The organism is Buchnera aphidicola (Nurudea shiraii), assembly GCA_039829955.1.
GTDB classification, from domain to species: domain Bacteria; phylum Pseudomonadota; class Gammaproteobacteria; order Enterobacterales; family Enterobacteriaceae; genus Buchnera_B; species Buchnera_B aphidicola_AY.
The window spans coordinates 343320-356652 of the sequence record CP140035.1 but is presented as its reverse complement, the minus strand read 5'-3'; the positions used below and the strand labels follow the sequence as shown (position 1 = coordinate 356652).

Sequence of the window (13333 nt, the reverse complement as noted above, 5' to 3'; positions counted from 1 at the left end):
TTTTGTTAAATAGACAAAATACTTAAAAATAAGCGTTGAAACCAACCAACATGGAGTCCTCTATTAATAAGTCCATAACTAATATATTCAATGCGTGAATCAGCTATTTGAGTTGATGTTATAGAATTGTTTCGAGAAATGTTTCGTGGATTCACTATTCCTGAAAAACGTATTTTTTCTTTTTCTTCATTTATTGAAATTTTTTTTTCTCCCATAACTTTTAAATTGCCATTTGGTAAAACTTGGTTAACAGTTACTGTAATTAATCCTACAAAAGTGTTATTTGCAAATGAACTTCCTGTTCCGAGAAAATCATTTTTAGAAAAACTATTCAGTCCCGCTTTATTTTCATAATTGTTATTTTTATAGTTGCTTCCAAATGTTATTCCGAGATTAGTACTGCCGTCGTGCGTTAGATTATTAGATAAACTTTGACTAGCACTAATATTTTCTTGCAAAATTACGGTTAAAGTATCTCCTACATTATGAGGTCTGTAATCTTCAAATAATGGTTCAAAATGAGAAACATCAGTATGTTGTTCTTGATAGTTTGAATGATTAATTAAGTCTGGCCACATTATAGAAGAATCTGGTTCATTTTGATTTAGTATTGTACTCGGATGTAAGACACAACCACTAAGTGTTATAAAACAAGTAAAAACTAAATAATACTTTATTTTAAAAATGAATGTCATAATTTTAAAATATGTTCCTTAACAATTCTAATTTAACGAGATTTTAGTAAACAACACATAAAATTAAAAATTATAATTGAGATAACTTTTGCAACATTTGATCGGCTGTTGTAATAACTTTACTATTAATTTCGTAAGCACGTTGAGTTTGAATCATATTCACGAGTTCTTCTGCAATATTAACATTAGAAGTTTCTACATATCCTTGATACAATAATCCTGTTCCGTTTAGACCTGGAGATGTTACAATAGGACTTCCGGAAGCTTCAGTTTCCTGATATAAATTTTCTCCTGCATTGGATAGTCCGGAGCTATTAATAAAATTCACAAGATGTAATTGACCTATTGACACTGGTTGGGATTGACCTTGTATAGTAACAGTTACTGTCCCATCTCTTCCTACTTGCATATTAATACTATTTGATGGAAAGCTAATTATTGGTTGCACTGGAAATCCACTATTAGTTACTAATTGACCGTTTTGATCAACCTGAAAAGAACCATCTCTTGTATAAGCAAAATCTCCATCTGGAAGTTGTACTTGAAAGAAACCATTTCCATTTATAGCAATATCTTTAGAAGAGTCGGTTTTGGAAAGATTTCCTTGATTATGAATTCTCTCAGTAGATACAGGTCGTACTCCTGTTCCCATCTGTAAACCGGATGGTAGTGTTGTGTCTCCAGATGACTTAGATCCTGGTTGTCGTATAGTGTGATAAATTAAATCTTCGAACATTGCTCTAGATCGTTTGAAACCATTAGTACTAACATTGGCTAAATTATTAGAAATAACATTCATATTTATTTGCTGAGCATCTAATCCAGTTTTTGCAATCCATAAAGATGGAATCATAGAAAACACCCTCTTAGTTATTAATATTTAAAAATTTATTAACAAGTTGTACATTTTCATCGTAATCATGAAAAATTTTCATTTGAATATCAAACTTTCTAGAATCTTCAATAATCTTAATTATATTTTCTGAAATACTTACATTACTATCTTCTAAAGTTTCTAATAATATTTTTATGTTAGAATTTTCTTGACTATTTATGTTGGTTTTTTTTTCTTTATTTAAGAAATATAAACCATTATTACTAGTTAAATCTTTAAAATCAATTTTTACTAATTTAATTTTGTCTATTTTTTCTTCTAATTTTGTACTACTATCTATATTTTTTATTGTTCCATCAGATAGTATTTTAATACTATCATATTTTGGTATAATTATAGGACCATTTTCTCCAATAACTATGTTTCCTTGACTAGTTAATTGCCCTTTAATATTTGTTTTTAAATGTCCATTTTTAGTATAAGCAATTTTATTCTTATTAGTTTTTACCATTAACCATCCGTTTTGATCAATAATAGCAATATCTAAAGGTTGTTTGGTAAGTCTAAAAAATCCTTGCGTAGGGTCTCGATCTTTGAGTTTGTTAGATAATTTTAAGTCATTTTCACAAAATTTATTATTAGATAGAATAGTAGGATTAATTAGTATTGATTTAAAACCTATTGTTGATACGTTAGCTAAGTTATTAGCTAATATTTCTTGATCATCTAGTATTTTTTTTGCAGATATCATTATTATATTTTCTAAAAGTTCCATAAATATTTTAAAATCCTTTTCTAAGAAAACTAGAGAATTAAAATATGAATTATAAAAATTATATTTCAATAACGTATTAATATTAAATGTTTAGTATTTAAAACAATTTATATATTTAACGACATAGAATTATAATATACAATTTTTAATTGTAAAATATTCAACATGATTTTTATCGTTTTTAGTTAATAAAAAAATAGTATAAAAATGCATAGTTAAATTTTAATATTTCATATTAATTTAATATATTTAACATTATTATAAAAACTTAATGGTTAATATTAAAAATTTATTTATTTCACATTAATAATATTTTCAATTTGTCGTGCTAGTAATATTATTAGAAAAATTTTAACGTATCAAATAAATTTGATACGCAAAACATAAAATATATTTATATTGCTTAAATTGTTAAAGTTTTCGAAAATTTTAACTATTAAAGATTTAAAAAATTTTATATTTCAAATAAGTTTAAAACAGTTGACTGTGTATTTCTCTATTTCCACATTTTATTTTAAATTAATATTTTAAAAAATTTAAATTAATTATAAACAATTTTGATTTTAATTGATATGTTATTATATTTTGTAAGTACAAATTGTGAGACAACAAAAATTTTTGTATTTAATATAAATATTATAGAAGTATTGAGATCTATATACGAAAATATTTTATATTTCAAAATTTAAAATATTTAATATGATTAAATTATTTCAATAAGTTTTATAAATCCACATAAATTAAATACTTAATTTTATTATAGAAAGATAGCAAATAATAAAATTATCATCTTGTTTTTTTATTGTCCAATTGTTAATGTTTTTATAATCATAGCTTTTGCTGTATTTAGTAATTCTAAATTAGTTTGATAGTTTCTAGATGCTGAAATAAAATCAATTGTTTCAGTAACGAGATTTACATTTGAAATCTCAGAAAATCCTTGAGGATCTGCAATAGGACTATTCGGATTGTATATTTTTTTCAGCGGAGTTTTATCTTCTATTATTTTTTCTACTTTTACATTTTCAAATTCAGAGTCATTAATATTTCCATATTTTAAAACAATTTTCTTTGCTATATATGGATACAATTTTCCATTTTTATTCACTAAACTGTCTATATTAGCTATATTGCTAGCATGAATTTGCATTTTTTGAGATTGCACGTTCATCGCTGAATTAGAAATATCAAATATTTTTAATAAAGACATAAATTATCCTTTTAATACACTCATGAGGTTTTTAAACTTACTATTTATGAAAGCAATTTCTATTTGGTAAAGCAAACTATTTTTAACAAAATTAACTTTTTCATGATCTATTTCAATTGATTTGTTTTTAATAGTATAGTTTTGTTTTATTTTGTTTTTATATTCCTCAAAGTCTTTTACTTTGGTAGGAGAAATATGTTTTTTAGAAGTCAATGTTAATCCGTTTTGAGATGTTTTGTTTTGTGTTTTTAATAAAAAATCTAATGCTTTTGAAAAGTCTATACTTTTTGAATGATAATGTGGAGTATTACTATTTGCAATATTCGAAGCAATTAATTCTTGTTGATAAGAACGTAAATTTAATACACATTCATCGAAAAAAAATTCTTTGTTTATTTTGTTAAACATTTTAGATCCATAAATATTATTAAAATGTTATGTATATTTTAATTATACATTAAATAAGGTGTATATAGTTATAGTATTTTAAAAGTATATATTGAGATTTTGATTAAAATAATCTCAATAAGTTGAGAGGGAAAACATATGATTTTAAAAATTTTCATGTTGTTTTGTTTAGTATTTTTTGTTTTTTTTCAAGTTCAAGCGAATAGTTTTCCGGAATATCTTGTTAAATTTTTGAAAGAACAACAATTTTCTTATTTTAAAAATATAAGTATTATTTTATATAATAATATTTCTTATAAAAATCAAATAAGTTGCTTTAATCCTAAGTTTATTTTAATAGATCGTTTTAGACCATCAGAATTAATAAATATTAAAGTTATTTGTGGAAATATACATCAATTTGTTCAAGTTAAGATAGAAATTAGAGGAGAATATCTAATTGCTTCTAAAAATATTAAAAAAGGACATAAATTAACTGATACAGATATATCTGTTAAATACGGACTCTTAGATAAGATTCCTCTTAATATGTATCTAAAAAAAAAACAAGCATTGAATTTGATAAGTTCAAAAAACATAAATAAAAATGAATTAATAACTTTGACGTTATTGCATCCTAAATGGTTAATTGAGATAAATCAAAAAGTCTTAGTTATAATTAAAAACATAGGATTTATAATCATTTTAGAAGGACGAGCAATCAACAATGCTTATAAAAATCAACAGGTTAAAGTAAAATTAAAAAATGGAAAAATAATATTAGGAATAGTAGATAACAAAGGTAACGTCATTATACATTAGTTATTTCTGATTACTTCAAAACTGTTTGATAGAAATATTGGGAAGTTGTATTTTTAACATGAGTGTTAAAAATAATTTAAAGTATATATTTAAATAACTCTACACATATAAATAGTGATGATAACAAGTTAAAAAATTTTTATCAATTGTTTGCTTTTAGGGGAGATTTTTTATTCATTTTTATTGGTTTATTATAAAATACTTATGTTTATATATATTTAATATAAAAGCAATAAATTTAACTTTTTTGTTATATTTTAAGAATGACTAATATATTTTTGAAAAATATAACTAAATAAAAATAACTTTTATTTATGAAAATGTTATCTATGACATCTAATTTTTATACAAAGTGACATAAAATTATAAATAATTAAACACATTAAATTTTTTTAATGTATTGAATATTTTTCATGTTTTTCTTAATACAACAATGATAATAATGTTTAAACTGAAAGCAATGGCTATTTTTTAAGAGTTTCTTACGTATATATTTTATTTTTTGTTTTTTTTTAAAATGTATATTGTTATATCGTCAAATTTTATAAGTAAATTACCTTAATTTATTTTGTATATCTCTCATATATAATAATTTTATCTATAATCACTTGAAATAAGTTAAAATTTCAAAATATTAGAGTATTATTCTTGTATTTTAAGAACCAATGTGCGTTAAATTAATATTGTTTTAGAAGATAAATTGATAATTCAGTATTATCACATATATAAGTTATAAAAGGTAATATAGTTATGAATGTGTTAAGATCATTAATTTCGTTAAGTGCTATAACTTTTTTTTCTAAGATACTTGGTTTTATACGTGATTCACTTATTGCATATACGTTTGGTGCATCAGGACTAACCGATTCTTTTTTTTTAGCTTTTAAAATTCCAAATTTGTTTCGAAGAATCTTTTCAGAAGGTTTTTTTTTGCAAACTTTTGTTCCTGTTTTATTAGAATATAAACATTTTTATAGTATAAAGCGTATTCAAGAATTGATATCTAATGCATTAGGTTTTATAGTTTTTATTTTAAGTATTTTTACAATTTTTGGAATACTATTTGCATCAAAGATAATTTTTATTATTTCTCCTGGATTAAAACAAAGTACATTTAAATTTTATTTAACAGTGCTTATGTTTAAAATAATTTTTCCTTATATATTTTTTGTTTCTTTAGGATCATTTATTAGTTCTATTTTAAATTCTTGGAATTATTTTTTTATACCAGCTTTTTCTTCTATTTTATTCAATGTAAACATAATAATTTTTATTTTGTTTTTTTCTTCGTATTTTCATGTTTCTATTTTATCTCTAGCATGGGCAACATCTCTAGGGGGTTTAATTCAACTGATATATCAAATTCCATTTTTAAAAAAAATTGACATGTTAGTATTTCCAAAATTTGATATAAAAAACCTTAGATTTCAAAATGTTTCTAAAAGAACTATGATAGTTATCATAGGAGTTTTTGTGAGTCAAATTTCTATAATTATGAATACTATTTCTGCTTCATTTTTAGTCTCTGGATCTATATCGTGGATATATTATTCTGATAGATTGATAGAATTTATTTCTGGTATTTTAGGAGTATCTTTAGGAACAATTTTATTACCATTGTTTTCTACTAAATCTAGTCATATAAGTAAACAAGAAAATTGTAAATTATTAGATTGGGCCCTTCGAATAGGATGTCTAATAGCTATTCCTAGTTCTATAGCATTATTCATATTGTCGAAAATTGTAATAATTGTGTTATTTCAATATGGAAATTTTTCAATATTTGATGTATTTATGACTAAAAATATTTTAATGTTTTATTCAATTGGATTGATTCCATTAATTTTGGTAAAAATTATACTTCCTAAGTTTTATTCTAATAATGATTTTACTAGTCCTTTAATAATTTCTATCTTTGTCTTAATAATAACTCAATTCATGAATATTGTTTTTTTACCTTATTTTCAGCATAACAGTTTTGCATTATCAAGTAGTATTTCTTCTTGGATCAATTTTTTTTTATTATATTGGATCTCTATCAATAAAAAATATTTTTCCCCTGAATCTGGTTGGACAATTTTTTTAGGAAAAATTTTTGTCTCTGTAGTATTTATGTCATGTATTTTATATTTAAATCTATTTTTTTTTTCTAACTGGAGTACAGGAACAATATTTTTTAAATTAAGTAAATTAATGTTAGTTTGTTGTATATCTGGGTGTAGTTATTTCATAATGTTATTTATATTAGGATTAAGAATATATCACTTTTCTTTAATTTTGAAAAAAAAATAAATTTTGGAGGAAGAGGGATTCGAACTCTCGGATGATTTCTCATCGGCGGTTTTCAAGACCGCTGCCTTAAACCACTCGGCCATTCCTCCATTTTAAAAAATTTAAGTTTAAATTATATAATATCTTAAGAATTTTTAAAAGAAGTTTTCACAGCTTTAATCTATAATTTTTAAGAAATATGTTATTACTATAAAATTTTGTTAGTATTAAAGTGCTTGTTTTTTTACATTAATTTTGATAGAGTAAAATATCTGGCGCGTTGACAGATTGGTTATGTAGCGGATTGCAAATCCGTGCAGCCCGGTTCAATTCCGGGATGCGCCTTATAAAATTTTTTTAAAATAAAAAATCTATTAGCCCAGATGGTGAAATTGGTAAACACAAGGGATTTAAAATCCCTCGGCTGTATAAGCTTTGCGGGTTCAATTCCCGCTCTGGGTATAATTTTAAATATGTTATTTTATTTTTTTCTTATTTTTTCCTTGATAAACTCTAAAATTTTTTGTTTCTTTTAAAATTTTATATTTTAAACAGGTGTTTTGAAAATATTTATGGCATAATATATTAGAACTTACTACTACTCTGATTTCTCCGCCTGCTTTCAAATATTTTTCTGATTTTTCAATTATTTCTTTTATAAAATTTAAATTTATTTTTGAATTTTTATGTATAGAAGGGTTAGATATAATAAAATTAAACTTTTTAAAAATATTCGAGTAAACATTGCTTGGAAATACTTCTCCTGGAACATTATTATGTTTTAGTGTCAATTTACTAGATTCCAAAGCTGCTATATTAATATCTATAAGTGTCAATTTTACTTTTTGTGAAATTTTATATAATAATACTGATAAAATTCCTGATCCACATCCTATATCAAGCACATCTCCTTGTATTGATTTCTTAAACGTTGAAATTAACAGTTGAGAACCTATATCGATTTTTTTGTATCCAAAAATTCCTGGAATGGTTTTTATTTGAATATCATTAAAAATTGTTGTGTATATAAAACTATTAAAGTGAAACTTAGGTTTAAAAGTTACTTTTCCACAAAAAAGTAAACAATGCTTAGCAGAATCTATCTTTTCTAATGTTATCCATGTTTTTAATAAATTTTTAGCAGTATTGATTCCGCTATTTTTTCTTCCAACGAGGAAAATTAAACTTTTTTTAGAAAGTTTAGAAAAAATATATTGAAGATGAAATATAGCTTCATATTTACTATTTGGCCAAAAATACAAAATAACATCAGAATTGCAAATGATTTTTTTTTCTTCTAATAAAATAAATTTAACTTTATGTTGAATCGTTTTTTTGAAATAATTCCAATTTTCAAAATTTTGAGTACATATTATAACATTACTAAGTTTATTTAAATGTAATAAGTTAGATATATTTCCCGATATTAAAATTTTTTTTTTAAAAATAAATCGATATTTCTAAAAATTATTTTATTTATATTTTTCATGCTTTTTAATTGTTATAGTTACGTTTAAAATCAGAATTTTTTAAATACAAAATTTTATTTATATACAATACAACATTTTAAAAATTTATATAGATTTATAATGATATTATATACTTAATGTTACTTTAAGTTTTTATTTAGAATTTTTAAATTTATATAAAATAATTAAATAATAATTTTGTAAGGTACAATTATCTTATTAATAAGATTTCTGATATTTAAATGTACTTTAAATAAAGGTTAAAATAGCTTTAATTATCTAATAAATTTATTAAATTTCTTTTTCAATAAAGTGTTTGAAAAAATGAAAAGTTCTCCATTAGAATTAAAAGAAAACGTTTTTAAAATATTAGTTTTATATTTACATACTGATTCAACAGAATTAATAAGTAGAGAATTAACAAAAAAAGTAAATATGTCTCCTATTTTTTTTAAAAATTTACCTATAATAGTTAATTTAAAAAAAATATTTAACATAGAAAATTGGAATAGTATAAAAAAAATAATTACTTCATTTAATTTTTACATTTTAGGGGTTAGTAATTGTTACAGTACTGTTTTGAAAACTAAGATTGAAGAATCTGGATTGCCCGTTTTTTTAAAAGAAAAGAGCTTAGTCAACTATATTAGTAAAAATAAATTGAATAATATTAATGCTATTAATTTAAATATGCAAAAAAAAACTAAAATTGTTAGTTATCCTATTCGATCAGGTCAAAAAATTTATTCTGCTAATTCTGATTTAATAATTATTAATAATGTCAGTCCAGGGGCTGAAATAATAGCAGATGGTAATATTCATATTTATGGGATTATAAGAGGAAGAGTGTTAGCTGGTGCTCAAGGAGATACTACGTGTCAAATATTTTGTATAAAATTTTTTGCAGAACTAATTTCAATTGCAGGGAAATATTTATTAAGTGATCAGTTTTTACCTGATATTCTAGGAAAGAGCGTAAGAATTTATATAAAAGATAAAAAATTAAACATTTTAAAATTTAGTTGAAATTATTAAGGATGTATGTATGACACGTATTATTACAGTAACTTCAGGTAAAGGAGGCGTAGGTAAAACTACTTCTAGTGCAGCTTTAGCGACAGGTTTTGCACAAAAAGGACATAAAACAATAGTAATTGATTTTGATATAGGACTCAGGAACTTAGATTTAATTATGGGTTGTGAACGTAGAGTGATATATGACTTTATAAATGTAATTAATGGAGATGCAAGTTTAAATCAAGCATTAATTAAAGACAAAAGAACTGAAAATTTATTTATTCTTCCAGCATCTCAAACTAGAGATAAAAGTGCATTAACTAAACTAGGAATTAATAATATTTTTTGTGAATTAATAGAAATGAAGTTTGACATTATTATTTGTGACTCTCCAGCTGGAATAGAGTCTGGAGCAGTATTAGCAATATATTTTGCAGATGAAGCAATAATTACTACAAATCCAGAAATATCTTCTATAAGAGATTCGGATCGAATGTTAGGAATTATTTCGTCTACGTCAAAACGTTCAAAAGATAAATGCGATCCTATAAAAGAGTACTTATTATTGACCAGATATGATCCCGTTAGAGTAAGCCAGGGAGAGATGTTAAGTGTACAAGATATTTTAGATATTTTAAGAATACCGTTAATTGGAGTGATTCCAGAAGATTCTTTCGTTTTAAGATCTTCTAATCAAGGGAAATCTGTAATCTTACATCCTACTTCTAATGCAGGGCAAGCTTATTGTGATACTGTAAAACGTTTGTTAGGTCAACAAGTTCCATTGCGATTTATTAAGAAAGAAAAAGAAAGTTTTTTTAAACGGTTATTTAGGAGATAAATATGGCTTTAATAAACTTTTTTTTATCTCAAAAAAAACATACTTCAAAAATAGCGAAAGAAAGATTACAAATTATTGTTGCTGAACGTAGAAAAAAAAATCATGAACCAAACTATTTACCTGAATTAAAAAAAGAAATTTTTCGAGTAATTTGTAAATATGTAAAAATAGATCCTAAGATGATTTCTGTTCAATTAGATCATAAAGAAAAAGATATCTCTATTTTAGAATTAAATGTAATTATTCCTGATTGAAATTGTAATAACTTATTTCAAAAAATTAAAATATTAATATTTATTAATCCAGAATTTCTATTCTGGATAAATAAATATGTATCAACTTGTTTATATTTATTTAATTTAGTGATTACAATGAGAATTAACATTATTTTTAAAAATATCTAGGAAATATTTTATAAGAAAAACTGTATTTTTGATAATATTTATTAGATAAATATAAAGTGATAATAAATTGAGATTTTGGAAATTGAATATTAGAAATAATTAAGTTTTTATGAACTTCTGTTGATTTTATTCCAAAGATGTCACCAACTAATATCCATGTTTTTTTTAAATAAGATAATTTTTCATATATTTCTTGAATAGAAAACGTTTTTTTAGATTTTTTTTTAGTCCAAATTTTATCTTTATTTTTAGTGTATTTTTCTAAATATACATTTTTGTTGTTAGTTTTCATAATCATTATAATTCTATGTTTGTTAAAAGTGTTATAAGCTTCTTCTGCTAAGATTAATGGTGTGGGAAATGAAGCGATTGGAACATTCAATCCTAATGATAAACCTTGAGCTATAGCAATAGAAGTTCTTATCCCTATAAAATTTCCTGGACCTGTAGAAATAGCAATGATTTCTATTTCATGCAAATCAATATAATTTTCTTTTAACATAGTTTGTATCATTGGAAGTATATGTACAATTTGATTTTTATTGCATTTTTTAATTTTATTATAAATATTACCTTGATATAATAATGATATAGAACAACAAAAAAGTGAGGAATTAAATGCTAGAATGTTTTTAGACATGTTTTTTAGTATATTTTATGTTGCCAATTAAATAGCATATATGTAATAAATGTTTATATAATTTAATAATTTCTATCTTTTGTAATTCGAACTAAGTTTATGCGATATTGAGTCGCTTCTAAAATATAAAATTTTAAAGGAGGAATACAAATCACTTCTCCCGGTAAAGGTAATTTTCCCTTTTGAGAAATTAGTAATCCAGCTAGGGAAGCATAGCTTTCTTCTTGTTTTATCAGATTTGTAATATTTAAACATTGTTGTAAAGAATGTAAATCTGTCTTACCTTTTACTAACCAACTGTTTTTTTCAAAAGTAATATCAGGCGTTTCGTCTGCATCTGGAAATTCACCAGCAATCGCCTCTAATACATCTAATGGAGTAATTAAACCCTGTACTACACCAAATTCGTTTGTGACAATAACTAAGCTTCCTTTTGATTTTCTTAAAACTCCAATTAAATTTATTGAATCTATAGTATCTGGTATAATTATTGGAGGAATTATAGAAGAAAATTGTACTACGTTTGTTTTATTTTCTATTTCTACAAGTAATTCTTTGGCACGTACTACTCCTATTACTTCATCTAATTTTCCTTTGCAAATTGGAAATAAGCTATGGGGCGTGTCTAATAATTGAATTCGAATTTTAGAAATTGGTTGTTTTATATCTACCCATGAAATTTCACTCCTAGGTGTCATAATACTTTTAATAGATCTAGCAGCTAAAGTTAAAACACTGTTAATCATATATTTTTCTTCTTCTTTAAATTCTCCGACATCTGAAGAAGTAATACATACATTTTTTTTTTCTTCATGTTTATTAAATGATGTTTTTTTAGGATTTTTAAATTGATCTCGAATTACAAGTCGTAATATAGCTTCTGCTGCTCTTTGCCGCATTGGTTTCCTAGATTGGCGTCTGATAAAATTACGTCGTGCAATTTGATTAAATAGTTCTATAATAATAGAAAAACTAATTGCAGCGTATAAATAACCTTTAGGTATTAAGAAACCTAATGCTTCTGAAACCAAGCCAAATCCTATCATTAATAAAAAACTTAGACATAATACTACTACTGTTTGATGTGAATTTATAAAACTTATCAATGGTTTAGAAGCTAATACCATTAAAGTCATAGCTATAACTATTGCTATCATCATAATTGGCAAATTATTTACCATTCCGACAGCTGTAATTATAGAATCTAAAGAAAATACAGCATCTAAAATAACAATTTGAATTACTACAGTCCAAAAACTAGCGCTGTCTTTGTTACTTTCGTTTCTATGTATATTATTATCCAACCTTTCATGTAATTCTATGGTTGCTTTAAATAGTAAAAAAATTCCACCGATTAATAATATTAAATCTCTTCCTGAAAAAGAAAAATACAAATTTTTAATTATTACTGATTTTAAAGTAACCATCCATGACATCAATGAAAGTAAACTTAATCTCATTAAAAGTGCTAAACTAAGACCAATTAAACGAACTTTATCTTGTTTATGAGATGGTAATTTTTCTGACAAAATAGCTATAAAGACTATATTATCAACTCCCAATACCACTTCTAATATAACTAATGTTAGTAGACCTGCCCAGATTGACGAATCTAAAAAAATTTCCATTAGAAACCCCGTAAAATAATAGGACAGAATAAAATTGAATTTTATTAAATTAGTTATTAATTATAACATTTTTAAAAGTACTATTTAAAATAGACATATTTTTTTTATTTATCACCTTTAATTCGATGTTAAAATTATATATTAAATTTGTTTTTAATAAAAATTTTTAATCTATATCCATTCACTTATGTTCATGCTTAATATGATGATATTATAAATATAAATGTAACAATTTTGTTTAAAATTTTTTTATAGAAGTTTGTCATTTAAAATGCTTTTAAGATTTTTAAACTTATAGTTATTAATTTTAAATCTTTGTAAATTTCAAATATTGTACAG

The 13333-nt window shown here is 23.5% G+C and carries 13 protein-coding genes and 3 tRNA genes; 7 read left to right on the top strand and 9 right to left on the bottom strand.

Annotated elements, in window-relative coordinates; translation table 11 throughout:
• Positions 1-5 precede the first annotated feature (5 nt).
• The 5 genes from U0T63_01575 to flgB form a co-directional block, all read right to left on the bottom strand.
• Complete coding sequence (locus U0T63_01575) at positions 6-695, bottom strand: flagellar basal body L-ring protein FlgH (protein XBC39038.1); 690 nt, start codon at positions 693-695, stop codon at positions 6-8.
• A 70-nt stretch (positions 696-765) separates the two neighbouring features.
• Complete coding sequence (gene flgG, locus U0T63_01570) at positions 766-1548, bottom strand: flagellar basal-body rod protein FlgG (protein ID XBC39037.1); 783 nt, start codon at positions 1546-1548, stop codon at positions 766-768.
• 13 nt (positions 1549-1561) lie between these two features.
• The gene (locus tag U0T63_01565) at positions 1562-2305 is read right to left on the bottom strand and encodes a flagellar basal body rod C-terminal domain-containing protein (GenBank protein ID XBC39036.1); all 744 of its coding nucleotides are present in this window, start codon (positions 2303-2305) and stop codon (positions 1562-1564) included.
• A 799-nt stretch (positions 2306-3104) separates the two neighbouring features.
• A complete protein-coding gene (gene flgC / locus U0T63_01560) occupies positions 3105-3515 on the bottom strand; it encodes a flagellar basal body rod protein FlgC (protein XBC39035.1) in 411 nt (136 codons plus the stop codon).
• 3 nt (positions 3516-3518) lie between these two features.
• A complete protein-coding gene (flgB, locus tag U0T63_01555) occupies positions 3519-3923 on the bottom strand; it encodes a flagellar basal body rod protein FlgB (protein XBC39034.1) in 405 nt (134 codons plus the stop codon).
• Between the two features lie 138 nt (positions 3924-4061).
• Between flgB and flgA the strand changes: the two genes are divergently transcribed.
• Positions 4062-4724, top strand: a complete 663-nt coding sequence (gene flgA, locus U0T63_01550; protein XBC39033.1) for a flagellar basal body P-ring formation chaperone FlgA — start codon at positions 4062-4064, stop codon at positions 4722-4724.
• 750 nt (positions 4725-5474) lie between these two features.
• Positions 5475-7016, top strand: coding sequence for a murein biosynthesis integral membrane protein MurJ (gene murJ / locus U0T63_01545; protein ID XBC39032.1), 1542 nt, complete (start codon positions 5475-5477; stop codon positions 7014-7016).
• A 4-nt stretch (positions 7017-7020) separates the two neighbouring features.
• On the opposite strand, the gene U0T63_01540 is transcribed toward murJ, so the two are convergent.
• A tRNA-Ser gene (locus U0T63_01540) sits at positions 7021-7105 on the bottom strand.
• Positions 7106-7269: 164 nt separating this feature from the next.
• On the opposite strand from U0T63_01540, the gene U0T63_01535 reads away from it, so the two are divergent.
• Both U0T63_01535 and U0T63_01530 read left to right on the top strand, forming a co-directional pair.
• A tRNA-Cys gene (locus tag U0T63_01535) sits at positions 7270-7340 on the top strand.
• Positions 7341-7372: 32 nt separating this feature from the next.
• Positions 7373-7457: transfer RNA gene (locus U0T63_01530), tRNA-Leu, on the top strand.
• 14 nt (positions 7458-7471) lie between these two features.
• On the opposite strand, the gene U0T63_01525 is transcribed toward U0T63_01530, so the two are convergent.
• Complete coding sequence (locus U0T63_01525; GenBank protein ID XBC39491.1) at positions 7472-8428, bottom strand: methyltransferase; 957 nt, start codon at positions 8426-8428, stop codon at positions 7472-7474.
• 360 nt (positions 8429-8788) lie between these two features.
• Between U0T63_01525 and minC the strand changes: the two genes are divergently transcribed.
• From minC to minE, 3 genes are read left to right on the top strand one after another with little or no spacing between them, the layout of a single operon-like run.
• Positions 8789-9490, top strand: a complete 702-nt coding sequence (minC, locus tag U0T63_01520) for a septum site-determining protein MinC (protein XBC39031.1) — start codon at positions 8789-8791, stop codon at positions 9488-9490.
• A gap of 19 nt (positions 9491-9509) precedes the next feature.
• Positions 9510-10322 (top strand): septum site-determining protein MinD, encoded by an 813-nt coding sequence (gene minD / locus U0T63_01515; GenBank protein XBC39030.1) that lies wholly within the window; start codon positions 9510-9512, stop codon positions 10320-10322.
• Between the two features lie 2 nt (positions 10323-10324).
• Positions 10325-10576: a cell division topological specificity factor MinE gene (gene minE / locus U0T63_01510; GenBank protein ID XBC39029.1), complete on the top strand. Its 252-nt coding sequence runs from the start codon at positions 10325-10327 to the stop codon at positions 10574-10576.
• Between the two features lie 136 nt (positions 10577-10712).
• Here minE and tsaB read toward each other — a convergent pair whose 3' ends face one another.
• Positions 10713-11366, bottom strand: a complete 654-nt coding sequence (gene tsaB, locus U0T63_01505; protein ID XBC39028.1) for a tRNA (adenosine(37)-N6)-threonylcarbamoyltransferase complex dimerization subunit type 1 TsaB — start codon at positions 11364-11366, stop codon at positions 10713-10715.
• Between the two features lie 62 nt (positions 11367-11428).
• Positions 11429-12994, bottom strand: a complete 1566-nt coding sequence (locus U0T63_01500; protein XBC39027.1) for a TerC family protein — start codon at positions 12992-12994, stop codon at positions 11429-11431.
• Positions 12995-13333: the final 339 nt, after the last annotated feature.